The organism is Kitasatospora sp. NPDC032121, from assembly GCF_055580145.1.
In genome coordinates this window covers 147,305-171,657 of the sequence record NZ_JBVILX010000010.1, presented here as the reverse complement: position 1 = coordinate 171,657, position 24,353 = coordinate 147,305, and the positions used below count along the sequence as shown (strand labels likewise).

Below are 24,353 nucleotides of genomic sequence, written 5' to 3'. Positions count from 1 at the left end.
GCCCCACCCGTCGCCGGGCGGGGCATATGTACTGGTCAGCGGCGTGTGCTCGACTCGCCGACGACCTCGCGGACGGCGTCCCGCAGGCCGTGCGGCGGGTGGACGCGGGAGGGGGCGGCGGCCGGGTCCTCGCGGAGCTCCTTCACCAGCGAGACGCACAGCAGCAGCATCACCACCACGAACGGCAGCGCGACCAGGATCGTCGCGTTCTGGAGCGCGGTGAGTCCGCCGGCCAGCAGCAGGGCCGCCGCGACGCCGCCCATCAGCACGCCCCAGACCACCACCAGCCAGGTGCGCGGGTGCAGCGAGCCCCGGCTGGAGAGCGAGCCGAGCACCAGCGAGGCGGAGTCGGCGCTGGTGATGAAGAAGGTCATCACCAGCAGCACCGCGACCACGCTGGTCACCGAGCCGAGCGGCAGCGAGCGCAGCATCTCGAACAGCGAGGCCTCCGGGCCCTGCGGGATGGTCGCGACGAGGTCGGCCGCACCGGTGGTGACCAGCCGGATCGCGGTGCCGCCCATCACGCAGAACCAGATGACCGTCGCCCCGCTGGGCACCAGCAGCACGCCGAGCAGGAACTGCCGGACCGTGCGGCCGCGCGAGATCCGCGCGATGAAGGTGCCGACGAAGGGCGCCCAGGAGAGCCACCAGGCCCAGTAGAAGATCGTCCAGGAGCCGAGCCAGCCCTCGTCGGTGAAGGCGCCGGTCTGGGTGGACATCACGAGCAGGTCGGAGAGGTAGCCGCCGACCGAGGAGGGGATCGCGTCGAGGGCGAACACCGTCGGGCCGAACACGAAGACGAAGAGCATGATCAGCGAGGCCAGGACGACGTTCGCGGTGGATAGCCACTTCACACCCTTGTGCACCCCGGAGAACGCGGAGACCACGAACGCGGCGGTCAGTGAGCCGATGATGACCAGCTGGGCGTTCTGGGTGTTGCGGACGGAGGAGATGTAGCCGAGCCCGTCGGCGACCTGGAGCGCGCCGAGGCCGAGGCTGGTCGCGGAGCCGAAGACGGTCGCGAACACGGCCAGCAGGTCGATCGTCCGCCCGGCCCAGCCGTCCGCGCCGCGCTGTCCGATCAGCGGGACGAAGGCGGCGGAGATCCGGTTGCCCCGGCCCTTGCGGAAGGTGGTGTAGGCGAGGGCCAGGCCGCCGACCGCGTAGATCGCCCACGGGTGCAGGGTCCAGTGGAAGAGCGAGAACTCCAGGGCCTGCTGGGCGGCGGCCGCGCTCTGCGGTTCCAGACCGGAGCCGGGCTGCGGGGTGGCGAAGAGCTGGAGCGGCTCGCCGACGCCGTAGAACATCAGGCCGATGCCCATGCCGGCGCTGAACATCATGGCGATCCAGGCGAGGGTGGAGAACTCGGGCCGGTCGTCGTCGCGGCCGAGCCTGATCCGGCCGAACCGGCTGAACGCGAGCAGCACGCTGAGCACCAGGAAGACGTCGGCGGCCACCACGAACAGCCAGCCGAAGTTGTGCAGCACCCAGCCGAGCGCCGTGTCGGAGGTGCGGCCGAGCGACTCCTCGGCGAAGACGCCCCAGGCGACCACCGCCAGGACCAGGACCGCGCCGATGCCGAACACCGCCCGGTCGGCCGGAAGGGTCGCGGCGGGTTCGTCGGGCTCCTTCGCGGGCTGGTCGGGCGGGGGCGGCTGGCTGCTCATCGGATGGACCTCTCGACATACTCGGCGGGCTCGGCGCGCCCGGAGCGCTCGAAATCAAGCTGTATGTCGCACTATGTCCAGTTCACTCCGCCGGTGGCGGGACGACGCGCCGGGGACGCGCCGGGTCCGGATTCACGTCCCGTCAGGCCGCCCGCCCCTCGCCGTAGCCGTGCCCGGACTCGTGCCCGTAGCCGTGCCCGGACTCGTGCCCGGAGTCGTGTGCGGTGGCGATGTAGTGGGAGAGCGCGCGGCGGTTGCGGGCGAGGTCCTCGATCCGGGAGTCCAGGTCGGCGAGTTCGTCGCGCAAGATGGCGAGCAGCTGCGGGCAGGCCTCCAGGACGGGGACGGGGCCGGTGGCGCAGGGCAGCAGCTCGGCGATGACCCGGGTGCTCAGGCCGGCCGCGAGCAGGCTGCGGATCTGCCACACCCGGACGGTGTCCTCCTCGCCGTACTCGCGGTGGCCGGCCGCCGTCCGGCCCGGCCGGAGCAGGCCCTGCTCCTCGTAGTAGCGGAGCAGGCGGGTGGACACCCCGGTCAGGCGGGCGAGTTCTCCGATGCGCATGACCGGGCGAACACCGCCGCCCGTCGGGGTGTTCCCGCGGCCGCGGCTCGCTGCGAACCCCGCTGCCACGCCCGGCGGTTCGGGAGCGGAATCGGCCATCGACGGGTGTTCGCAGGTGAGTTCGGACGCGGGCCGGGGTTTCCCCGGGGGCCGGAACGGTAGGAGTCCAGACGGTGAGAAGGTCGGGCCGGGGAACGGGGGCCCGTCCAGGACGGCCTTCACGCCCCGGGCGTGGTCGCGCGCGCAGCCGAACCTCCAACGCTGACACGGAAGGAACACCGTTCATGGACAACGAGGTCCGCATTCCGAACGAAGCAACCCCGACACAGGACACCCCGGCACGGGACACCTCGGCACGGGACGCCAGGGCACGGGACACCCGGACACCCGACGTCCCGGGGCGTGCGGCCGGGGACGGTACGCCCGCCGACGGCGTGGAGCGCCGGACGCTGCTGCGGATGGCCACCGCCGCCGGGGTGCTCGCCGCGCCGGTCCCGGCCGTCCCGGCGCTCGCCCAGGGCCGGGCGGCGGCCGCCGAGGAGGGGCCCACGCCCGCCCCCGGCCCCGCGCCCGCGCCCGCCGCCACGTCCTCGTCCGTGCCCGGGATCGTCAAACCACTGCCCGCCGAGTGGTTCGTGCCGCACGGCACCAACGCCGAGACGCGCTGGGACGCCTTCCGCGACGCCGACGGCGACGCCGTCGTCGGCCGCCACGTCCCGGTGGAACGGTTCTTCGTCCGCAACCACACCAGCACCCCGCTGATCGACCCCGACACCTGGCGCCTGCGGGTCTTCGGCAGCGGTCTGCGCGGCGCCCCGACGGCCGAGCACCCGGTCGAGTTCGGCCTCGAGGAGCTGCGGGAGCTGCCCTCCACCCGGATCAGCGCGCTGATCGAATGCGCCGGCAACGGCCGCAGCTACTACGCCGGTCAGCAGGGCCAGCCCGTCCCGGGCACGCCGTGGACGCTGGGCGGCGTCGGCTCGGCGAGCTGGCGGGGCGTCCGGCTGGCCGAGGTGCTGCGGGCCGCCGGGCTGACCGGTGCGGCGGTGGACGTGCTTCCCGTCGGCCTGGACCCGGACTACGTCGTCGGCGGCACCAACTACGGCCCGGTGCGCCGCCCGCTGCCGATCGCCAAGGCACTGGACGACGTGCTGCTCGCGTACGAGATGAACGGCGAGCCGCTGACCCCGGACCACGGCGCGCCGGCCCGGCTGGTGGTGCCCGGCTGGGTGGGCATCGCCTCGATCAAGTGGGTGGGCAGCCTGGAGGTCGCCGACCGTCCGCTGTACTCGCCGTGGAACACCGACTTCTACCGGATGTTCGGCCCGGACTACCCGCCCGGCGGTGGCGAGCCGCTCACCACCCAGGTGGTCAAGAGCGCCTTCGAGCTGGCGGCGGGCGCGCGGCTGGCGGCGGGCCGCCGGCACCGACTGCACGGGCGCTCCTGGTCCGGAGCGGCGGCGGTGCGCCGGGTCGAGGTGAGCGCCGACGGCGGCCGGACGTGGCGGCGCGCCGACCTGCGCGACGAGCCGCGGGCCGACGGCTGGACGCGCTGGAGCATCGACTGGCACCCCGAGCGGCCCGGCCGGTACGAGCTGCGCGCCCGCGCGACGGACCGCCGGGGCAACACCCAGCCCGAGCGGGCGGTGTTCAACCGGGAGGGCTACCTGTTCGGAGCGGTGGTGGCCCACCCCGTGACGGTGGTCTGAGCGCTGCCGGTGCCCTGAGCCGTGTGGCCCTGGGTCGCGCCGGCGCCCTGGGCCGTGCCGGTCGTCCGGGGCCGGCGGGCGCTCAGCCGGTGGACTGGACCTCGTACGGGGCCGGGTAGCGCGTCTCGTACGGGTTCAGCACCAGCCGCACCACGTCCTCCAGGCGCCGCCGGGCGTCCCCGAGGGTGGTGCGGCCGGTCACCCAGGCGGTCAGCTCGCCCTGCCAGGCGTGGGCGACGATGTGCCGCACGAGGTCGCTCGCGGCGGCCGGCACCTCGGCCGTCACGGCCTGCAGGGCGGTGCTGTCGGCCCGGGCCATGCCTTGCAGCGCCTCGCTGGCGAACGGGTCGGTGGAGGCGGCCACGGCCACCCGTAGTCGGGCGAGTTCGGGCTGCCGCTGGTAGGCCCGCATCCCGCCCCGGACGAACCGCACCGCCCGGTCGGTGGCCCCCAGTCCGGCCCTCGGCCCGCGCAGCTCCGCCACCAGGTCGGCCAGCAGCAGGCGATGCCACTCGGCGATCGCCGCTGCCAGGAGGTGGTCCTTGGAGGAGAAGTAGCGGTACGCCGTCCCCAGGGCGACTCCGGACCGCTCGCAGACCTGCTTCATCTGCATCCGCTCGACGCCGATCTCGTTCACCAGGGCGAGCGCGGCCGCGATCAGGCTTTCGCGGCGTTCGAGCTGACGCGGAGACATCGCCTCCACCGGCCGTGGTGACAGGTCAACCTTGGTCACCCGCACCATGATACGGGCCGGGGCCGCTCAGGAGTATGACGCCGTCCGGCCCCCTTCCGTTCGTGCGGTGGTCACCGGGCCGCGAGGGCGTCACGAGGGGTCGCGGATCAGCGCTTCCTGGACGGCGGAGGCGACCAGTCGGCCGTCCAGGTCGTAGAACTCGCCGAGCGCCAGGCCCCGGCCGTCCGAGGAGGACGGGCTGCGCTGGGCGAACAGCAGCCACTCGTCGGCCCGGAACGGGCGGTGGAACCACATGGCGTGGTCCAGCGAGGCCATCACCAGGCGGGGCGGTTCGGTGCGCTGGAAGAAGTTCGGCTGCAGGTTCAGCCCGGCGGTGGAGGCCAGGGTGAGGTCGGACAGGTAGGTGAGGGCGCCGGCGTGCAGCAGCGGGTCGCCGTCCGGCAGCGGGGAGGCGGTGCGCATCCAGACGAAGTGCTGGAGCAGACCGGGAACGGCCGGCGGCAGTCCCGGGGCGTCCGCCGGGACGAACCGCACGTCGAGGTCGCGGAAGCCGCCGTCCGCGGCGAGCGCCCGGCGCACCTCCTCGGGGAGCCGGGCGACGGCGTTCGGCAGCGACTCGGGGTGGGGCAGCGGAGGGACCTCGCGCTGGCGGTCGGGGGCCGGCTCGGGGTGCTTGAAGGACGCCGAGAGGGTGAAGATCTCGTTGCGCCCCTGGAGCGCCGTCACCCGGCGGGTGGTGTACGACACGCCGTCGCGGACCCGCTCGACCAGGTAGTCGATCGGGTGCTCCGGGGAGCCCGGCAGCAGGAAGTAGCCGTGCAGCGAGTGCACCGGGCGCTGCTTGCGGGAGGTGCGCCCGGCGGCGACGAGCGCCTGCGCGGCCACATGGCCGCCGAAGGCCCGCATCGGGGCGCCGGCGTGGCAGTGGCCCCGGAACGTGTTCTCGTCCAGCTGCTCGATCTCCAGCAGCTCGGCGAACGGGGCGGCCGGCCGGGCGTGCCGTTCGGCCCGGACGTGGGGTTCGGTCAGGTCGGTCACGAGGCCATAGTGGCAGAAGCCAACCGTGCCGCGGTGTGACCTGGGTAACGTCGTCGCGACGGCCGTCGGATGACATAGAACACGTTCCAGTTCGATTCTCGGGTCGAGGGCGCGGGAGACCCGTCCGAGGCCGAGGCCGGGGCCGAGGCGGGGCCGGTGCCGGCGGCGGTGCCGGCGGTGGTGCCGGGGTCGGTGCCCGGGTCGGTGCCGTCCCGGCGGATTGTCAGTGTCCTCACCTAGCGTGCTCGGCATGACGCAATCCGCACAGGCGTACGCCTATCTGCGCCCGTCGGCCGTCCTGGACGGCGCCGACGGCCGGTGCCTCGACCTGGCCACCTCCGGCGGCGCCACCCCGCTCGGCGCCGCCGCCAACCCGCGCTTCTTCGCGGGCTTCCTGGCCGATCCGGCGCCGGCCGCCGCGGCCCTGCTCGCGGTCGCGGACGTCGCCGCCGCGCGCTACTACCAGCCGCAGCTGCGCGCCTCGCTCGACCCGGTGGTCACCGCCAACGGGGATCGGCTGCGCTTCGAGTCCTTCTCGGGCTGCTGCGGCGTCTACGCCCGGCTCGACGTGCTCCAGGCCGGGCTCGACGGGGACGAGATCGGCCACGGCACCACCAACGTGGACGTCAACAACCCGCTGCGCGAGGCGCTGACCAGGATCGGCCCCGCCGACCCGCTGCACCTCGCGGTCGGGCCGGACGCGCTGGAGGTCACCACCTTCGACGGCCCGCTGGTCGAGAAGAAGGTCCCGCTGCCGGAGCGCTGGCTGCGCGGCTTCGCCGAGACCCAGGTGGTGGCCGCCGGCTTCGAGCTGCGCGCCGAGCTGCCCGCCGCCGAGGCGGTCCGCTTCCTGCGCTCGCTGCCGCGGGCCGGGCGCGGCGGGCGGGCCGGCGTCGGCTGGGTCGTCCCGGCCGGGACGTCACTGCGGCCGACCACCCGTCCGGTCCCCGGCGCGGTCTGCCTGCCCGGGCCCGAGCGGCTGGTCGCGCTCCAGCGGGTGCTGCGCCACGCGCTCGCCCTGCGGGTGTACGGGCCGGTGCCGGCCGGGGAGCCCACCGCCTCCGCCTGGGAGGCGGTGCTGCCCGGCATGCGGCTGACCCTGACGCTGTCGCCGGACGCGTCCCGGGGCTTCTCCGGCGAGGGCGGCGTGCTCGACTCGCTCGCCACCGCGTCGGCCGAGCGGGACGCCGAGCTGATCGCGGTGCTGCTCGCCTGGGAGCCCCGGATCGAGGTCGGGGACCTCGCCGCCCAGTCCGGGCTGAGCCCCGAGCGGGTCCGCGCCGCGCTCACCCGGCTGGGCACCGCCGGGCAGATCGGCTACGACGCCGCCGAGGCCGCGTACTTCCACCGCCAGCTCCCGTACGACGCCGGGCGGGCCGAGGCGGTCAACCCCCGGCTGCGGGCCGCCCGGGCACTGGTCGTGGCGGGCGCGGTGCGGCTCGAGGAGGGCGGGGCGACGGCCGTCGTCACCGTGGACGACCACATCCAGCGGGTGCGCACGGACACGTCGGGACGGTCGAGCTGCACCTGCCTGTGGTGGGGCAAGTACCGGGGCGGGCGCGGGCCGTGCAAACACGCGCTGGCGGTCGGGATGGTGCGGGACGCGGCCGCCGGGGCCGGGTCGGCCGCCGGGGCCGTGGAGACGGTCGGGACCGTGGAGGCCGCCGGGGCTGCGGGGACGAAGGGGGCCGGAGCGTGAGCACGACCTCGGGCACCGACCGGCAGGGGCCGGTCGACGAGCTGCTCGCCGCCGTCCGGTCCGGTCGGTTGGAGCGGATACCGGAGCTGCTGGCCGCCCTGGACCCGGCCCAGCGGCGGGCCTGCCTGCCCGCCCTCAAGGAGCTGCGCAAGGAACTGCGCCAGGACTGGTCACGGGAGTCGGCCGAGGCCAAGGGCAGGCTGCTGGTGGCCGGAGCCGGCTGCCACGCCGGCCCGGCCGGCGCCGCCACCTGGCTGGCCGGCAGCGACTTCGGCGTCCGGGACTGGGCCCGGAACTCCGTGCTGCACCAGGTCATCGAGGCGCAGCCGGTGGAGTGGCAGGTCGAGGTGGTCACCCGGCTCGCCGCCCGGCCGGTGCGGAGCTGGGGCTGGTCGAGGTACCCGGTGATCGAGGCGGTGGTCCGGCGCACCGGCTGCGAGGTGCCGCGCGGCGAGTCCTTCGTCCGGAGCTGGATGGACCACATCGACGAAACGGGCGGCCCGCGCCCGACGCTGGCCGACACGCTGCGCGAGGACGCCTTCACCCCGGTGCTGCTGCCCGAGCTGTTCGAACTCGCCGATGTCGGCTACACGTTGACCTTCCGGCTCAGCCCGCGCCCCGGCGACATCTGGACGGAGGCGATCGGCGAACTGGCCGCGGCCGGAGTGGTGGACCGCGTCCAGCTGCTCGACCGCTGCCTCGCCCGACTGCTGCGCGGCGGCAAGGCGACCGACCAGCGGGCCTTCCTGGAGGTGTTGCGGGCGCTCGCCCCGACGGCCGAGGAGTACGCGGCCAGGGTGCGCGACCTGGTGGCCCTGCTGGACGGCCTGTCAGTGATCGCCGGGCACGCCCAGGACGTCCTCGCCGGGCTGGACGAGGCCGGCCTGATCGAGCCCGAGGTGCTCACCGAGGCCTCGGCGGTGGTGCTGTTCCGGAACGAGAAGAAGCTGGTCCGCGCCCAGCTGGCCTGGCTGGAGAAGGCCGCCCGGCGTGCGCCCGCGCGTTCGGGAGCGGTGGTGCTGGCCGCGGCCGAGGCCTTCGGACATCCGGACACGGCCCTCCAGGAGCGAGCGCTGAACGTGGTGGCCCGTCACCTGAAGGCGGCGGGGGAGGCGGTGCTGGCGGAGCTGCGCTCCGCCGCCGAGACGCTCAACCCGGCCCACCACCGGCGCGCGGGCGAGCTGTTCGGCGCGCCGGTCGGCGGCGACGGGGACGACCCGGACACCGGGTGGAACGAACTCCTGCCGCCTGCCCCCGAGCCGCGTCCGCTCGGCGCGCCGATCGGCTCGGCGGCCGAACTCGCGGAGGAACTGTCCGCCCTGCTCGCGGCGCGCGAGCCCGGCATGGCGGCCTTCGAGCGGGTGCTGGACGGGCTGGTCCGGCTGAGCCACCGGGACCGGGCGGCGCTGGTCGAGGCGCTGGAGCCGGTCCGCCGGGTGCACCCGTGGCGCGGCACCGGCAGCTGGGGGGACTGCACGCCCCGGGAGATCCTCTTCGTGGTGGCCGCGGTGGCCGGTGAGCTCCCGCCGCGCCGGTTCTGGGACTCCCTCCGCGGAAGGGACGACTCGGCGCTGCGCGGCCCGGGCACCACCGTGCCCGGGGCCGTTCTCGCCGCCCGACTGGAGGAGGCGGCCTGGCAGGTGACGGCCACCCGGCCGCCGTACCTGCTCGCGACCCCGACCGATGCCACCGGCGCGCTGGACCCGGCCGTGCTGGTCGAGCGGATCGCCGGGTACGAGGCGGCGGGTGTCACACCGGGGAAGGCCGACCTGTCCCAGGCCCTGCTGCGGGTCGGGTCGGTGGCGGACGGGCCGGTGGCGGTCGGGTCGGTGGCGGACGGGCCGGTGGCAGAGGAGGCGGCGCTGAAGGCCGCCGAGGCGCTCACCTCCCCGGCCGGGCGCCGGCTGGCGCACTGGCTGCGCACCGGCGGACTGCACGGTCAGCCGTCCGAACGGGTGCTGTTCGCGCCCGGCAAGGGGCTGCGGCGCACCAACGTGTACGGGAACCGCTGGTGGGAGGAGATCGAGCGGATCGCCGTCGCCCAGCCGGGCATCGGCGCCGGGCCGGTGGGGCCGGGCGGCGAGCGGCTCCCCAGCGAGTTCCTGGCCCTGCTGGACGGCACCGAGCCCAGCGTGGCCCGCGCCCGCAAGGTGTACGACTGGAGTCGGCGGCCCGTCGCGCACTGGTTCGCGATGCTCCCCTGGCACCGGGAGGAGCTGGCCGCGCGCTGGCTCGACCCCTTCGCCGAGGGCGCCGACCGGGACGAGCGCGGGGCCGCCGGCCACCTCCCGCTGCTCGCCGAGGCCGGCGGCCCGGCCGGGCTCGCGCTGCACCTGGCGCTGGCGTACGGCCTGGGCGCCCGGCATGCCGAGGACCGGACGGCGGCGGTGGACGCACTGCTGGTGCTCGCCGCGCGCGGCGACCTGGACGGCGCGCTGCTCGGCCGCGAACTCGGGGCCCTGGTGGCCTGCGGCACGGTGACGGCCGGCCGGCTGGGAGCGGCGCTCACCCTGGCGGCGGAGAGCGGCGCCCGGGCGACGGTCTGGTCGGTGCTCGGGGCGGCCCTGCCGGCCCTGCTGGGGGAGGCCGACCCGTCGACGCGCGGGCTGGGTGACCTGATCGCGCTGGCCACCGACTGCGCCCGGCGCACCGGCGCCCGCGGGCCGGTCGCCGAGGTGACGGCGGCGGCCGGGCGCGGCGGCGCGGGCCGGGTGGTCAAGGAGGCCCGGGCGCTACGGGACGTCCTGGCGGGCTGAAGGGCTGAGGGGCCGGGCCGTTGACGGGCCGGGCGGTTGACGGGCCGTGGTGCGGGATCGGGGTGGCGCGGGACCGGTGGCGCGGGCGCGGGGTGGTGCGGGGTCCGGTGCGGGGCGGGCCTAGGGTGGGCGGGACCTTCCGCCTGCCCTGCCCACCGGAGCGCCCGTGCTGCACCTTCGCCTGATCGTCCCGCCCGACCTCCGGACCCGCGTGCTGGACTGCCTGGACGAGGTCGTCGGGGTGACACACGTCGTCCTGCTCCCGGACGCGGCCGTCCGGCCCGCCGGTGACGTGGTGCTCTGCGACGTGGCCCGCGAGGCGGCGGACGAGGTCCTGGGCGCGCTGCGCGCCACGGGGCTGGCCGAGCGCGGCGCGATCGACGTCTCGGCGGTCGAGCTGACCCTCTCGGCGGCGGCCGAGGAGGCCGAGCGGCTGGCCCCCGGGGAGGGGGCGGACGCGCTGGTGTGGGAGTCGGTCTCCGAGATCACGCACGAGGAGTCCACCCTCACGTGGGTGTTCCTGGCCTTCCTCACCACAGCCACCATGCTCGCGGCCTGTGGCGCGGTGCTGGACAGCGCGATCCTGATCGTCGGCGCGATGGCCGTCGGACCGGAGTTCGGGCCGCTGGCCGGGCTCTGCGTGGCGGTCGTCCAGCGACGGCTGCGCCCGGCACTGCGATCGTTGAACGCGCTGGTGACGGGTTTCGTGGTGGCGATGGGGCTGACGGTCTGCTTCGGGATGCTGATGGAAGGCCTCGGGCTGTTCAGCGAGGCGAAGTTCGACGCCGTGCGGCCGAACACCTCGTTCATCTGGCAGCCGGACGCGACGTCCTTCGTGGTCGCCTTCCTGGCGGGCGTCGCGGGGCTGCTCTCGCTCACCTCCTCGAAGGCCGGGGCCCTGGTCGGCGTGGCGATCTCGGTCACGACCGTGCCCGCCGCGGCCAATGCGGCCGTCGCCCTCGGCTACGGCGACGTCAAGCAGTTCTGGGGCTCCAGCGTGCAGTTGCTGCTGAACCTGCTGGGGATCGTGCTGGCCGGGGTGCTGACCCTGTTGGTCCAGCAGGCGGCTTGGGCGGTGATCCGGCGTCGAGGGGTGACGGTGAAGGGCTGACGGGATTCAGCTGACAACTTTCAGCGAACAGATTTTGAAATCTGTTCGCTGAAAGTCGTCGCCTGTTCGCGCGCCCCGCTCCCGCCCGCCGCCACCCCTTCGCCCGGCCGCCGCCCGTCGACCAGCGGCGGGACCTCGCGCGGGGCGGCGGCGACGGCGCGCCACCACAGGCGCAGGGCGGGCGGGCGCGCGGGTTCGAAGGGCTTGCCGGGGCGGGGCACCGCGAGCCGGGCACCGAGCGCCTGGGCCGCGGTGACCACCCGCTCCGCGGGCTCCTCCCAGGGGTGCAGCGCGAGGTTGAAGGTGCACCAGTGGATCGGCAGCAGCAGCGCGCCGCCCAGGTCCAGGTGCGCCCGCACGCCCTCCTCGGGGGTCATGTGCACCTCGGGCCAGAAGTCGCTGTACGCGCCGACCTGCATCATCGTCGCGTCGAACGGGCCGAGCCGGCGGCCGATCTCGGCGAAGCCGGGGAAGTAGCCGGTGTCCCCGCTGTGGAAGATCCGCCGTCCGCCGCCGGCCACCACCCAGGACGCCCACAGGAACAGCGAGCTGGTGCGCGGCCCGCGGCTGCAGTAGTGCCGGGCCGGTGTGGCGGTCAGGGTCAGCCCGGCGACCTCGGCCGACTCCCACCAGTCCAGTTCGACGATCCGCTCGGCCGGTACGCCCCAGTGCTCCAGGTGCGCCCCGACCCCGAGCGGCACGGCGAACACCGCGTCCGTCCCGATCAGAGCCCGGACGGTGTCCATGTCGAGGTGGTCGTAGTGGTCGTGGGAGATCACGACCACGTCCACCGGCCCGAGTTCGGACAGCGGCAGTGGCACCGGGTGCAGCCGCTTGGGCCCGGTCCAGGAGAAGGGGGAGCAGCGCTCGCCCCAGACCGGGTCGAGCAACACCCGCCGCCCGCCGATCTCGGCCAGCACGGAGGCGTGCCCCAGCCAGGTCAGCCGTAGTCCGGACTCCGGCGGCGCGGCCAGGTCGACCGGGAGCAGCCGGTGCAGCGGAATGGCGGCGGTCGGCCTCCGGCGGGCCTTGTCCCCGGTCAGCTGGGCGTGGGTGATCTCCAGCGGGCTGCGCTCGTACACCAGGCGGCGGGTGGGCACCGGGTTGCGGAAGGCGCCGTCGGCGAACTGCGGGGAGCGGCGGATGCGGGCCAGTCGCTCACCCCTGGGTTCGGCGCCGAAGGGGTCGGTCCTGACCCGGTGCCAGGCGGCCCGGGGCAGTCCGGCCAGACCGGGGACGGCGCGCTCGGCGGCGGGGCCGGTGACCGGCGGGGCGAGCTGCGAGGACAGACCGGCGAGGCGGGAGAACCACGGGGCTGGGCGGGGCACGGCTCCTCCAGGGACGGTCACGGCTACCGGGCGGGCCGGGGCGCTCAGCGCAGCGCCAGATGGGGCTGCTGCGATACGACAACCATCTCGTCGGAGGTTACTCGTCGTGGGCCGTCCGGACCTGGTGGAGAGCCCGGCGCGGTCCAATCGGGGGACCCGGGAGGAACGGGCCGCACGCCGTCGCCCGGGCCCGCCCGCTCCGCTCCGCCCGGCCCCGCACGCCTGCCGGCACGCGCGCCCTCGGCCCGGGCCCGCGCGCCCTCGGTCCGGGCCCGGGTGGGCGCGCTCCCGTCAGGCGTAGAAGCGGGTGATCGTCTCCGCGACGCAGTGCGGCTTGGTACTCCCCTCGCTGACCACGGTGAACCGCACCACCGCCTGGACGCCGCCCGGCACCTCGGTGGCCGAGAGCAGCTCGGCGGTGGCCCGGATCGCGGTGCCCACCGGCACCGGGGCCGGGAAGCGCACCTTGTCGGAGCCGTAGTTCAACGCCATCCGCACGCCCTCGACGGCGTAGCACTCCTTCGCCAGCACCGGGATCATCGACTGGGTCAGGTAGCCGTGCGCGATGGTCGAGCCGAACTGGCTGTCCTTGGCCCGCTCCGGGTCCACGTGGATCCACTGGTGGTCGCCGGTCGCCTCGGCGAACAGGTCGATCTGCCGCTGCTCGATGGTGTGCCACTGGCTGGTGCCCAGCTCGGTGCCGACGGCGGCGGTCAGCTCGGCGAGGGAGGTGAAGGTCGTCACGGTGAGCTCCTGGTGGGGATGGGCCCGGGGGAGGGGTCAGGACGCCGGAAGCGTATGCCTACCCACCGGTATCTGTCAGGAGCCGAACGGAAAACCGGTGTTCACGGGCCCGGCGTCCGCGCTCCCCAGGCCCACTTGCCCGGCACCCATCCGCCCGGCACCCATCCGTCCGGCGTCCATCCGCCCCGCACTCATCCGTCCGGCGTCCATCCGCCCGGCCTCCGAAGGCCGCCGCGTCTGGCGGGCCAGGGCGCCCGGCCCGGTCGGGAACAGTCGGCGGCCGCTCACCAGCTCCGGCACCAGCGCGACGAACAGCGGCTCCGGATCGCCCACCCAGGGCCGCAGGCCTGAGCGCAGCACCCGCCGGATCTGCTCGGGGTCGGTCATCACGTCGGCCCGCCCGTGCACCAGGACGCTCCACCCGGTGCGGGTGGCCGGGTCCAGCAGATCCGCCTGGAAGGCCACCACCGTGCCGTCAAGCCCGCGCGCGGTGGCACTTCCACGGCGCACGGCGAGCACCAGCCGCCCGTCCAGGACCTCGAAGGAGACCGGCAGGACGGCCGGCAGCGCGTGCTCGGTGTACACCACGCGCCCGACGGGCACGGTGCTGAGCAGCCGCAGGCACTCGGCCTCGCTCAGGGTCTCCACACGGTCCTCACGCTCCATGCGTCCGATCGTCCTCGGTCGGCGCGCGTACCGATAGGGCCCATGGTCCCTGAGCGGACGGGCCGGGAGCCCCGTCGGAGGCCGTCGGGGGCGGTAGCCTGCCCGGCGGGTGGAGAAACGGTGGAGGAGGGGGACGGCCGGATGGCGGGCGGGGTCGATCTGGTGGTGATCGGGGCGGACGGCGGCCCCGACCGGGCCTTCGGGGGTGCGGCGCTCGCACCGGACGGCGCCCGGCTGCTCGCCGAGGTGCTGCCCGGGATGTGCTTCGACACCGGAGCGGCCGGCTGCAGGGTCACCACGGTGCCGCCGGACGCGGACGCCAACGCCATGCTCACCGCCGTCCGGGACGCCGCCCAGCACCCCGGCCGCTGGCTGCTGGTCTGCCTGGTCGGCCAGTTGGTGGCCGACCCGCGCGGGCGCCGGCTCGCCCTGGTCACCGCCGGCAGCACCGCTGACAACGCCTACCGCCGGGGCCTGGCCTGGGACTGGGTGGTCAGCGCGATGGTGCACGGCGACCAGGAGGAGGCCCTGCTGCTGGTCGACGCGGTGGCCGACCGGGACACCTGGGCGGCGGTGGAGAACGGCGAGGACGGCGCCGGTGAACTGCTGAGCTACTCCAGGGTCCCGCTGTGGGGCCGGATCGGCCGCTACGCCCCGGGGAACCGTTACGCCCCGGGCAGACGCGGCCGGGACGCCGTACTGCCGGGCGGGGAGGGCTCGTTCAGCCGGGCTCTGACCACCGTCCTGCGCCAGGGCGTCCCGGGTGCCCCCGCGGCCGTCGCCCCGCTCGATCTCCAGCCGGCCGTGGCCGCACTGACGGGCGGTGGAGAACCGGTCGGTAGTTCGGGTGCGCCTGGCGCGCGCCTGCTCGTTCCGCCGCACGCCGGGCGGCTTCTGATGCGCAATCGGGCCGCAGTTCGGGGCGCATTGGCCGGATTGTCGCTTTCCGAGGAACTGTTGGCCGTTCTGTGGCGGGAAAGTGCCCCGACGGAACCGCCTTCCGCGTAAGGTCAGGGGGCCTGAGGTGTTGCCGTGATGGGGTGGGTTGGCGAAGAATCGATCCCCAGCGGAAACACCGGTGGGACGGCGGAATTCTCCTGGCGGCCGTGGATCACGGATCAGGTCGGTCGCAATGAGGTGGGGCCATGCGGCAGCGCGGAAATGTGTTGCGCCCTGGGGCGGTTGGGGTCGGTGGGGCGGTACTGGTGTTGCTGCTCGGCGCCTGTGCGAGCGGTGGCGCGGGTGGTTCCGTCGATCGCCTCGGGTCGGCTGCGCCCACCGTCGCGGGAGTGGATCCGCTAACTCCTTCGAGTGGTTCGGTAAACGGCTCGATCGCGCCGACCAGCGGCCCGGAAGGGGCCATGGGGCGGCTTGCCCTGAAGGCGTATCAGGATTGGTGGCAGGCCCAGGCGGACGTCTTCGGGCGTGCGGATTCGGACGGCTACGGACTGGAGCAGTACTCCTCCGGCCGGGCGCTGTCCGACAGTCTGGTAAGCCTCCGTCAACTGCGCGAATCCAAAGCGGTGATGACCGGAACACCGCGCAATTCCGCGGTGGTCAAGGCCATCGACCTGAAAGCCGATCCGCAGACCGCCGTGATCGAGGACTGTGTCGACCTGTCGGACTGGCACCGCGTCGATGCCGTGACCGGGGCCGCCAAGGATCCCGGATCCCGCCTGAACCGGTACGTCGCCACCGCGTCCCTGCGCTGGTTCCAAGCACATTGGTTGATCAACGACTTCAAGCGGGAGGTGGACCGGACATGCTGAACGCGCGGAAACCGGCCCGGCGGATCGCGATCGCCGTGTCGATGTCGGCCGGACTGCTGCTGTCCTCGGCGGTGAACGCGTCCGCGGACGAACCACCGGGCGGCGGGGCCGAACAGTGCTACCCGACCGTGATCTGCGTGGACGTCCACTCCGGTGGAACGACCCCCGGGCCCGGCGGATCCCAGCCCGGCGGCGGCGGTTCGGACACCGGGCCGCAGCTGTGCGACTACCACCAGGTCACGTGGGCCTGCCACGACCCCGAGCTGGGCTGGTTCAGCAGCAGCAAGGGCTGCTACTTCCGCCCGCTGGACAACCCGCCGGCCGCGGGCGACCCGGCGTGGGGCGGCCACGACCCGAAGGACGGCGCGCTCTACACGAAGGTCTGCCCGCAGACCGACGGGGGCATGGGCGGCGCCGAGATCGTCTTCGAGGCCACCACGCCGGGGCAGGACGTCACCACGGAGGCCAGGGTCATCGAGCGGGCCACCGACCAGGTCCACTTCACGCCGCCGGTGGGCCGGGCCGCACCCCAGAACACCGCGGTGGTCAACGCCCCGGTCTGGCTCTGGGCGGACGGCGCCGCGCTGCCGGGCGTCGGCCACGCGGAGCTCGCGGGCATCGCGGTCACCGTCACGCCCCGGCTGGTGAAGGCGGACTGGAGCTTCGGCGGCAACCTCCAGACCTCCTGCGCCACGACCGGCACGCCGTACGACCCCAAGTACGGCGACGCGAAGTCCCCGGACTGCGGCTACGAGTTCAGGACCAGCTCGGCCGGCGAGAAGAACGGCGTCTTCAACGCCACGGTGACGATGCAGTGGGAGGCCACCGTGGTGGTCACCGGAGGGCCGAACCCGCGGACGTTCAAGCTCCGGGGCATCAGGCGGAGCAGCACTCCCTTCCAGCTCAAGGTCGCCGAGATGCAGGTGCTCAACTGAGCGCGCCCGAACGGGAGCGGCCGGTCGGCCGCTCCCGGGTGGTGGCGCCGGTACGGCGATTCACACACTGACCAGCCAGATCAGCCAGATCAGCGAGACCAGCGAGACCAGCCACACCAGCCTGACCGGCCAGACGAGCCGGAGACGAACGAGGGAAGGGCGGAACCCGGTGGAGAACCGTACGTTCGCGACGCCGGGATCCGGCACCTCCGCGGGCGCGGCGGCGTCCGTGCCGCTCCCGGAGCAGCCGGAGCAGGGCGGCCGGGGCAAGGGCCGGGGGCGGGCCGTGCCGCACGCGCCCGGGCGGACCATGCGGGCGCGGCGGCGGCGCCCGGCGGTGCTGGCGATGGCGGTCGCGCTGATCGCGGCCGGCGGGCTGGGCGGGGCCGTCCTCTACAACAGCACCGGCCAGCGGGTCGCGGTGCTGGCACTGGCCCGGGATGTGCCGTGGGGACAGGTGATCACCGAGGACGACCTGGTGGTCGCCCGGATCGCGGGGGACCCGGCGCTGCACCCGGTGTCGGCCCAGGACCGGACGAAGGCGGTCGGCATGCGGGCTGCCACCGACCTCAAGCGCGGCGCGATGCTCACCGGCTCCGACCTCGCCCAGGGCCTGTCGCTGCAGCCCGGGCAGATCGTCGTCGGCGTGTCGGCCAAGCGCAGTCAGCTGCCCGCCAGCCGGCTGCAGCCCGGCGTCCAGCTGGTCATCGTCTTCACCCCCGACAACGGCCGGGCCGACTCGCTGCCCGCCACGGTGATCACCGTCGGCCGGGTGGACACCGACGGCAGCCAGGTGATCGACGTGGCGGTCGGCACCGCGGACGGGCCCCGGCTGGCGCAGTGGGTGGCGAGCGGGCGGATCCAGGTACTGCTCGCGCCCCGCGGCGCGGCGGCCGGAGCCCCCGCGGCCGGTGCCCCCGCCGGCGGTGCCGCGCCGGCCCCGGCGGCGAGCGGCGCGCCCTCGGCCGCCGCCGGCACCCAGGGCGCCCCCGCACCGGGCGCCCCCGCACCCGGGGCCGGCACCCCGGGCGCCGCCACCTCCGGCGGTGCCTCGCCCGGAGCGCCGGCCGCGACGGGCGGTGCCTGATGGCCGTGATCGCGGTGGTCGGCGGCCCGGGCGCACCGGGAGCGACCACCACCGCCCTGGCGCTGCTGCTGTCCTGGCCGCTGCAGCCCGGCCGGCGGATCCTGCTGGTCGAGGCCGACCCGGACGGCGGCGCGGTGCTCGCCGGCGCCCTGGAGGGCCGGGTCGAGGCGGTGTACGGGCTGCGCAACCTGGCCGTCGCCGACCGCCGCGGGCTGCTCGCGCAGACCATCTGGGAACAGCTGATCGACCTCTCGCCCGAGGGCGGCGCCGAGCGGCTGCTGCTGCCCGGGCTGACCGACCCCACCCAGGCGCCCGGCCTCGCCTACACCTGGGAGCCGCTCGCCGAACTGCTGCGCGGCGTGGAACAGCAGGGCTACGACGTCATCGTGGACCTCGGCCGCTCCGGCGCCACCGGCCACAGCGCGGTGCTGGCCCGCCGCGCCGACGTGGTGGTGGCGACCGTGCGCACCACGCTGCGCGGGCTGAGTTCGGTCCGGCCCCGGCTCGCCGCCCTGGCCGAGGACCTGGCCTCGGCCGGCACCGGGGCGGACGCGCTCGGGCTGCTGCTGGTCGCCGAGGGGCCGTACACGCGGGCGGAGGTGTCCCGAGAGCTCGGGCTGCCGGTGCTCGGGGTGCTGCCGCACGCCCTCCGGACGGCGAAGGTGCTCTCCGACGGCGGGGACACCACCGACCGGCGGTTCATCCGCTCGGAGCTGATGCGGACGGCGCGGTCGGCGGCGGACGAGGTGCAGCTGCTGATCCGCCGTCGGCGCCAGCGGCTCGCGCCGGGCGTCGCGCAGGACGCGGCGCCGGCCCAGCTGACGGCGGGCGGTGCGGCGGGTGGTCCGGCGGCCCCGGTCGTGGCGGCGGTGCCGACGCCCCCCGCCCCGACCACCTCCGTCCCGGCGTCCCCCGCCCCGACGGCTCCGATGCCGGCCCCGCCGATACCGACCCCGCCCGTGCCGATGGCGCCGCAGCAGCCGATGCCGTCGCAGCCCTCGCAGCCCTCGCAGCCCTCGCAGCCGTCGATGCCCGTGCCCTCGGCCGGGCCCGCGCCCTCGCCCGCGCCGGGCCCGTACGGGCAGTCGGCGTACGGGCAGTCGGCGTACGGGCAGTCGGCGTACGGGCAGGGCGGCCGGCCGGGGTACGCGCAGCCGGGGTACGACCAAGCCGGGTACGTCTCGGGTGGTGGGTACGGGCAGGGCGGCCACGGCCAGACCCCGTACGCCTCGGGTGGATACGGCGCGGCGGCCCACGGCCACTCCGCGCAGGGGCAGTCTGCGCAGGGCCAGTCCAGTCAGGGCCAGTACGCACAAGGGCAGTTCACACAGGGCCAGTTCACGCACGGCCGGTCCGGCTACGGGACGGCCGAGGGCGAGCAGCCCTCGTACAGCCCGCCGCAGCCCGTCCCGCCGGTGATCACCACAGGACCGGTGGCGCCGCTGGCCGGGCTCGCCCCGCAGCCGGCCGCGCCGGCGCCGTTCCCGGCCCACGTCCAGTCCGCCCCGTACGGCGAGCCGGACGACCGGTACCCGCTCCAGCAGCCGAGTGTGACGGACCGTAGGGACGATCCCGACGGCCCGTACCCGCCGAACCCCGGGGAGGTGCTCCGTGCGCGGTAGCCCCCTGCACCAGCGTCCCGCCTCCGATCCGGCCGCGCTGCCCTGGAGCACGCCGGTGCCCACACCGGTGCCCACACCGGCGCCGGCGCCCGGCCCGGTCGCCCCGCCGCACGGGTACCAGCCCGGCCCGGTCGCGCCCCAGCCGGCCGCCGCCCAGCCCGTCGCGCCGCAGCCCGTCCCGCCCGGCACGGCCGGGCCCACCGCCGTGCCCTCCCAGCTGCCCTCGCTGGACCTGCGCGGCGCCGCCACCCGGCCCGCCGTCGACCCGCAGGTCGCCCGTGAACTCAAGCGCCAGGTCGCGGCCGAACTGCACCAGCAGATCACCCGGTTGACCGCTGCCTCCGGCTCCGATCCGGACCGCGCCACCCGCCGCCAGCGCGGCCGGGCGCTGATCGAGGAGGCTGTCGCCCGGTGGTCAGACGCGTACGCCCAGACCCACGGCATCCCGCCCACCCGGGAGCAGGACCGCGCCCTCGCCGAGGCCGTCTTCGACCTGCTGTTCCGGGCCGGCCGGCTCCAGCCCTACCTGGACGACCCGGAGATCGAGAACATCCTGATCAACGGCTGTGACGACGTCTGGGTCTCCAAGGTGCACCAACCCCTGCGCCAGGTACCGCCGGTGGCCGACAGCGACGCCGAACTCGTCGAGCTGCTCCAGGACCTGGCCCGCCAGCACGGCGGCGGCGAGCGCAGCCTGTCCACCGCCAGCCCGACCCTCGCCCTGCGCCTGGAGGGCGGCATGCGCCTCCAGGCGCTCACCGAGGTGACGCCCCGCCCGTACGTGGCGATCCGACGCCACCGGGTGGCCTCCGCGACCCTGCCCGAGATGGTCGAACTCGGCACCCTGGACGCCACCTTGGCGGCCTTCCTGGCCGCCGCGATCCGGGCCAGGAAGAACGTCATGATCACCGGCACCCAGGGCGTCGGCAAGACCAGTCTGCTGCGCGCGATGGCCGCCGAGATCCCGCCGGACGAGCGGATCGGCACCCTGGAGTCGGAGTTCGAACTCTGGCTGCACACCCTCGGCCACCTGCGCCAGGTCGTCCCGATGGAGGCCAGGGAGGGCAACGGCGAACGCGTCGAAGGGCGCCTGGCCGGGGAGTTGAGCATCGGCGACCTCATCCCGGCCGCGCTGCGCATGACGCTCTCCCGGATCATCGTCGGGGAGGTCCGCTCCGGCGAGGTCGTCCCGATGCTGCGGGTGATGACCAACGGCGAGGGCGGCTCGATGTGCACCCTGCACGCCCGCGGCCCGCACATGGTCGTCGACCGCATCGCCGAACTCTGCCTGGAATACGGCTCGCACATGACCGACTCACTCGCCTACCGGCTCACCGCCAACGCCCTGGACCTCATCGTGCACGTCACCATGGTCGACGAGACCGCCGTCGGCGGCCGCCGGCACCGCTTCGTGTCCCACGTCCTGGAGGTCACCGGCCTCGGGGAGAGCGGCCGGCCCGCGCTGAACACCGTCTTCGGCCCCCGGCCGGACCTCGGCGAGCCGCGGGCCGTCCCGCACACCCCGCCGCAGTGCCTGGACGACCTGCGCCGGGCCGGCTTCGACGCCTCGCTGCTCGGCTCCCGGTACGGGAGTTGGTCCACCCCGCTGCAGCTGCGGATCGGCGGTGGCGCGCGGTGATGCTGCTCTTCGCCCTGTGCGGGCTGGCGCTCGCGGGCGGCCTGGTCGCCCTGGTGGTCTGGGCCCGCGGCAGCGAGCCCGGCGACGAGGACGGGGCCGAACCGGCGGTCAACCCGCTGGCCGGCCGCCTCCACGTGTTCTGGTACGGCGCCCCCGGGACGGCCGCGAACCGGATGGTGCGGCTGCGCCGCGTCCAACTGCCGCTCGCGCTCGCCGGGGCGCCGCTGGCCTGGCTGTTCACCGGCATCCCGCTGACCGCGCTGCTGGTGCCGCTGGCCGTCTTCGGCCTGCCCTGGCTGTTCGACACCACCCGCCCGGACACCCACCGGATCGAGCGGCTGGAGGCGCTCTCCGAGTGGACCCAGCGGATCGCCGACGTGCTGCTGCTCGGCGTCGGCCTCAACCAGGCCATCGTCACCAGCCGCCGCACCGCCCCGGCCGCCCTGGAGGACGAGATCGGCGAACTGGCCGCCCGGCTGCAGGCCCGCTGGCGGCCCGAGGAGGCGCTGCGCGCCTTCGCCGACAGCCTCGCCGACGCCACCGCCGACAAGGTCCTCGCCGCGCTCGTGCTGCGGGCCGGGGACAGCGGCCCCGGACTCGCCCGCACCCTCTCCGACATGGCCGACTCGGTGCGCGAGGAGGTCCGCCAGCGCCGCGCCATCGAGGCCGACCGGGCCAAGCACCGGACCACCATCCGCTGGCTGGTCGGCATCATCGTGCTGGTCGTCACGGTCGGCTCCTTCAACACCGAGTACACCCGGCCGTACGGGACCTTCCTCGGCCAGGTGGTGCTCGCCGTCGTCGCCGCCCTGTTCGTGGCGATCATCGCCTGGATGCGGGCGCTGGCCTCCCACCCGCCGGTGCCCCGGCTGCTGACACCGGACCGGCGCAGCAGGAGCGGGCGGCGCTCCGCCGCACCGGCGACCGAGCCGCAGCCGGCCGAACTGCTCGGGGAGGTCCGGTGATCTCCCCCTGGTCCGTGCTGGCCGGCGCCGCCGCGGCCGGCGGCCTCGCCCTCCTGGTCGCCGAACTGCGCCCTGCGCCCCCGGACCTGCGCCAGGCGCTGGACCGGCTGCACGCCACCCCCGCCGACCGCGAGCAGCACCCGGACGAGCGGCCCCGCTGGTACGACCGGATCGGCGAACGGTCCGTCCACCTGCGCGGGGTCTCCGTCCCGCGCCGCGAACTCGCCCTGATCGGCCGCACCCCGGCCCGGTTCATGGTGCACAAGCTGCTGTTCGCCGCGCTCGGCCTGATGCTCCCCGCCTACCTGGGCGCGATGGCCGTGCTGATGGACGTCGGCCTGCCGTTCGCGCTGCCGCTGGTCATCGGCCCGCTGCTGGCCGGACTGCTCTGGTTCGTCCCGGACGCCATCGTGCGCGGCGAGGCCAAGGAGGCGCGCACCGAGTACCTGCACGGCATCGCCGCCTACCTGGAACTCGTCGCGATGGAGCGGGCCGCCGACTGCGGCCCCGCCGAGGCGCTGCGCCGGGCCGCCTCGGTCGGGCAGGGCGCGGTGTTCCGGCGGATCCGCGACGCCCTGGAACGCGCGGCCACCGACCGGCTCCCGCCGTGGGCCGGACTCGACGCGCTCGCCGAGGAGTTGGGGCTGAGCCCGCTCCAGGACGTGGCCGACATCATGCGGCTGTCCGGCAACGACGGCGCCGCCGTGTACGACACCCTGCGGGCCCGCGCCAAGGGCCTGCGCGGGGAACTGCTCGCCGAGGACCTCGCCCGCGCGAACGCCGACAGCGAACGGATGGTCGCGCCCGGGGCCGCGCTGACCCTGCTGATGACCGTCCTGATCGTCTTCCCCGCCCTGCACCAGATGCTCAACTGACCGCGCCCATTGCCTCGTTCACGTCCTTCCGGGCCCCATCGGCCCGGTCGGAGCAGCCGGCACCACCCGCCACACCACACCACACGGCCACACTCCCGGAGATCCCGATGACCGTACGACTCGTCCAGCTGGCAGATCGGGTGCTGCGCCCCGTCCTGCTACCGGTCCAGTTCGCGCTGCTGCTGTTCACCTTCCGGCTCGGCCGGCTGCGGGCCGCCCGCGCGCGCGGCGACCGCGGTGCGATCAGCATCGAACTCGCCCTGGCCATCATCGCGTTGGTGTTCGTCGCGGGCGCCGTGGCGACCGCGCTCTACCTGCTGAAGGACAAGGTCGTCAAGAAGGTCGAGCAGGACCCGAACATGCCGGGCGGCGGCGCGGGCGCGGGTGCGGGCGGCGCCACCCAGTGACGCGTCCTGCTCTCCGCCGCAGGGGCGACCGGGGGGCGATGAGCCTGAGCCTGGCCATCGTCTTCCCGGTCGTCCTGCTGCTCCTGCTGCTCGTCGTCCAGGCCGCGCTGATCTGGTACGACCGGCAGGTCGCGCTCACCGCCGCCCGCGAGGGCGTGGACGCCGGCCGGGTGCAGGGCAGTGCGACGGACGGCGAGAAGAACGAGGCGGCCCAGCGGCAGGCCCGCGACTTCCTCGACCGGCAGGGCGTGCACGGGTACACGGTGCGCACCGACGGCAGCACGGCGCAGACCATCAGGGTCACCGTGCGGTTGAACCCGCCGCTGCTGATTCCGGGGCTCAGGGCGCCCGCCGTCACCCAGTTCGCCGAGGCGCCGCGAGAGCGCTTCGTGGCGCCGGTGGTGACGCCGTGACGGGCATGACGGGCGTGACGGGCATGGCGGGGGCACCGGGCGTACCGGCGGCACAGGGGGCGTCGGGCGGCGGTCGCCGGCCGCGGTCCCGTCTGCGTTCCCGTCTGCGGCTCCGGTCACGTCCGCGTCCGCGCAGGCGGGACCGGGGCGGGATCGCGATCGAGGCGGCGATCGTCGTGCCGGGCGTGGTCGGACTCGTCCTGGTGGCCATCGCCGCCGGGCGGGTGCAGTCCACGGCCGGCACCGTGGAGGCCGCCGCCCGGGCCGCGGCCAGGACCGCCTCCCTGCAGCGCAGCGTGGACGGCATGGACCAGCCGGCCAGGGACTCCGCCCTCGCGACGCTGCGCCAGCAGGGCGTGTCCTGCCGCAACGGTGACGTGCGGGTCGGCAGGGGGGAACTGAACCTGCCGGGCGGACCGGTCACCACCGTCACCGTCACGGTGGTCTGCGACGTGGAACTGGCCGACCTGCTCGGCGGACCGTCGGGGGTACCCGTGACGAAGCACCTCGTCGGCGAGTTCACCTCGGTGGTGGACCGTTACCGGGGCACATGACGGCGCGCGGCGCCGTCACCCGGAAGACGGGGGATTGGAGACGGCCCGTGCGGGGGAGACGCAAGCGGAGAGCGCCCGGGGGATGACACAACGGTACCGAGCGGCGCCCGGTG

At 75.1% G+C, this 24,353-nt stretch carries 22 protein-coding genes; 15 read left to right on the top strand and 7 right to left on the bottom strand.

All coding sequences use genetic code 11. The annotated features are described in order from the left end of the window. Positions 1 to 35: 35 nt before the first annotated feature. Together ACZ5OX_RS24430 and ACZ5OX_RS24425 are read right to left on the bottom strand one after the other, a co-directional pair. Positions 36 to 1,667: a BCCT family transporter gene (locus ACZ5OX_RS24430; RefSeq protein ID WP_465632925.1), complete on the bottom strand. Its 1,632-nt coding sequence runs from the start codon at positions 1,665 to 1,667 to the stop codon at positions 36 to 38. Positions 1,668 to 1,809: 142 nt separating this feature from the next. Beyond that, positions 1,810 to 2,229 (bottom strand): MerR family transcriptional regulator, encoded by a 420-nt coding sequence (locus ACZ5OX_RS24425; RefSeq protein WP_465632923.1) that lies wholly within the window; start codon positions 2,227 to 2,229, stop codon positions 1,810 to 1,812. 458 nt (positions 2,230 to 2,687) lie between these two features. Here ACZ5OX_RS24425 and ACZ5OX_RS24420 point away from each other — a divergent pair, with 458 nt between their 5' ends. Beyond that, positions 2,688 to 3,938 (top strand): sulfite oxidase, encoded by a 1,251-nt coding sequence (locus ACZ5OX_RS24420; RefSeq protein ID WP_465633126.1) that lies wholly within the window; start codon positions 2,688 to 2,690, stop codon positions 3,936 to 3,938. Positions 3,939 to 4,020: 82 nt separating this feature from the next. Here ACZ5OX_RS24420 and ACZ5OX_RS24415 read toward each other — a convergent pair whose 3' ends face one another. Further along, the gene (locus ACZ5OX_RS24415; RefSeq protein WP_449788815.1) at positions 4,021 to 4,671 is read right to left on the bottom strand and encodes a TetR/AcrR family transcriptional regulator; all 651 of its coding nucleotides are present in this window, start codon (positions 4,669 to 4,671) and stop codon (positions 4,021 to 4,023) included. A gap of 90 nt (positions 4,672 to 4,761) precedes the next feature. Then, positions 4,762 to 5,670 carry an acyl-CoA thioesterase gene (locus tag ACZ5OX_RS24410; protein WP_465632921.1) on the bottom strand — a complete coding sequence of 303 codons (909 nt, stop codon included), beginning with the start codon at positions 5,668 to 5,670 and terminating at the stop codon, positions 4,762 to 4,764. A gap of 250 nt (positions 5,671 to 5,920) precedes the next feature. Here ACZ5OX_RS24410 and ACZ5OX_RS24405 point away from each other — a divergent pair, with 250 nt between their 5' ends. The 3 genes from ACZ5OX_RS24405 to ACZ5OX_RS24395 all read left to right on the top strand — a co-directional run bounded on the left by ACZ5OX_RS24405 (position 5,921) and on the right by ACZ5OX_RS24395 (position 11,236). Then, the gene (locus ACZ5OX_RS24405; RefSeq protein WP_465632919.1) at positions 5,921 to 7,369 is read left to right on the top strand and encodes an SWIM zinc finger family protein; all 1,449 of its coding nucleotides are present in this window, start codon (positions 5,921 to 5,923) and stop codon (positions 7,367 to 7,369) included. Continuing rightward, a complete protein-coding gene (locus ACZ5OX_RS24400; protein WP_465632917.1) occupies positions 7,366 to 10,125 on the top strand; it encodes a DUF7824 domain-containing protein in 2,760 nt (919 codons plus the stop codon). The genes ACZ5OX_RS24405 and ACZ5OX_RS24400 overlap by 4 nt, the downstream gene beginning before the upstream one ends. A 166-nt stretch (positions 10,126 to 10,291) precedes the next feature. Further along, positions 10,292 to 11,236, top strand: coding sequence for a DUF389 domain-containing protein (locus ACZ5OX_RS24395; RefSeq protein ID WP_465632915.1), 945 nt, complete (start codon positions 10,292 to 10,294; stop codon positions 11,234 to 11,236). 20 nt (positions 11,237 to 11,256) lie between these two features. On the opposite strand, the gene ACZ5OX_RS24390 is transcribed toward ACZ5OX_RS24395, so the two are convergent. The 3 genes from ACZ5OX_RS24390 to ACZ5OX_RS24380 all read right to left on the bottom strand — a co-directional run bounded on the left by ACZ5OX_RS24390 (position 11,257) and on the right by ACZ5OX_RS24380 (position 13,974). Continuing rightward, the gene (locus tag ACZ5OX_RS24390; protein WP_465633124.1) at positions 11,257 to 12,465 is read right to left on the bottom strand and encodes an MBL fold metallo-hydrolase; all 1,209 of its coding nucleotides are present in this window, start codon (positions 12,463 to 12,465) and stop codon (positions 11,257 to 11,259) included. Positions 12,466 to 12,855: 390 nt separating this feature from the next. Continuing rightward, entirely contained in the window at positions 12,856 to 13,308 is a 453-nt protein-coding gene (locus ACZ5OX_RS24385; RefSeq protein WP_465632913.1) for a MaoC family dehydratase, read from the bottom strand. A 75-nt stretch (positions 13,309 to 13,383) separates the two neighbouring features. Then, positions 13,384 to 13,974, bottom strand: coding sequence for a pyridoxamine 5'-phosphate oxidase family protein (locus tag ACZ5OX_RS24380; protein ID WP_465632912.1), 591 nt, complete (start codon positions 13,972 to 13,974; stop codon positions 13,384 to 13,386). A gap of 120 nt (positions 13,975 to 14,094) precedes the next feature. On the opposite strand from ACZ5OX_RS24380, the gene ACZ5OX_RS24375 reads away from it, so the two are divergent. The 11 genes from ACZ5OX_RS24375 (at position 14,095) to ACZ5OX_RS24325 (ending at position 24,240) form a co-directional block, all read left to right on the top strand. Then, the gene (locus ACZ5OX_RS24375) at positions 14,095 to 14,982 is read left to right on the top strand and encodes a hypothetical protein (protein ID WP_449788809.1); all 888 of its coding nucleotides are present in this window, start codon (positions 14,095 to 14,097) and stop codon (positions 14,980 to 14,982) included. A 137-nt stretch (positions 14,983 to 15,119) separates the two neighbouring features. Further along, positions 15,120 to 15,743, top strand: coding sequence for a hypothetical protein (locus tag ACZ5OX_RS24370; RefSeq protein ID WP_465632910.1), 624 nt, complete (start codon positions 15,120 to 15,122; stop codon positions 15,741 to 15,743). Beyond that, positions 15,737 to 16,678, top strand: coding sequence for a hypothetical protein (locus ACZ5OX_RS24365; protein WP_465632909.1), 942 nt, complete (start codon positions 15,737 to 15,739; stop codon positions 16,676 to 16,678). Before ACZ5OX_RS24370 ends, ACZ5OX_RS24365 begins: the two co-directional genes overlap by 7 nt. A 169-nt stretch (positions 16,679 to 16,847) precedes the next feature. Then, positions 16,848 to 17,765, top strand: a complete 918-nt coding sequence (locus tag ACZ5OX_RS24360) for an SAF domain-containing protein (RefSeq protein ID WP_465632907.1) — start codon at positions 16,848 to 16,850, stop codon at positions 17,763 to 17,765. Next, complete coding sequence (locus tag ACZ5OX_RS24355; protein WP_465632906.1) at positions 17,765 to 19,387, top strand: CpaE-like family protein; 1,623 nt, start codon at positions 17,765 to 17,767, stop codon at positions 19,385 to 19,387. Before ACZ5OX_RS24360 ends, ACZ5OX_RS24355 begins: the two co-directional genes overlap by 1 nt. Further along, entirely contained in the window at positions 19,377 to 21,026 is a 1,650-nt protein-coding gene (locus tag ACZ5OX_RS24350) for a CpaF family protein (protein ID WP_465632904.1), read from the top strand. Before ACZ5OX_RS24355 ends, ACZ5OX_RS24350 begins: the two co-directional genes overlap by 11 nt. Beyond that, positions 21,026 to 21,991: a type II secretion system F family protein gene (locus ACZ5OX_RS24345; protein WP_449788803.1), complete on the top strand. Its 966-nt coding sequence runs from the start codon at positions 21,026 to 21,028 to the stop codon at positions 21,989 to 21,991. Before ACZ5OX_RS24350 ends, ACZ5OX_RS24345 begins: the two co-directional genes overlap by 1 nt. After that, positions 21,988 to 22,866, top strand: coding sequence for a type II secretion system F family protein (locus ACZ5OX_RS24340; RefSeq protein ID WP_449788802.1), 879 nt, complete (start codon positions 21,988 to 21,990; stop codon positions 22,864 to 22,866). Before ACZ5OX_RS24345 ends, ACZ5OX_RS24340 begins: the two co-directional genes overlap by 4 nt. 107 nt (positions 22,867 to 22,973) lie before the next feature. Beyond that, positions 22,974 to 23,273 carry a hypothetical protein gene (locus ACZ5OX_RS24335; RefSeq protein WP_402408384.1) on the top strand — a complete coding sequence of 100 codons (300 nt, stop codon included), beginning with the start codon at positions 22,974 to 22,976 and terminating at the stop codon, positions 23,271 to 23,273. A gap of 38 nt (positions 23,274 to 23,311) precedes the next feature. Next, entirely contained in the window at positions 23,312 to 23,686 is a 375-nt protein-coding gene (locus tag ACZ5OX_RS24330) for a TadE/TadG family type IV pilus assembly protein (protein ID WP_449788801.1), read from the top strand. A gap of 185 nt (positions 23,687 to 23,871) precedes the next feature. Beyond that, positions 23,872 to 24,240, top strand: coding sequence for a pilus assembly protein (locus tag ACZ5OX_RS24325; protein WP_392875439.1), 369 nt, complete (start codon positions 23,872 to 23,874; stop codon positions 24,238 to 24,240). Positions 24,241 to 24,353: the final 113 nt, after the last annotated feature.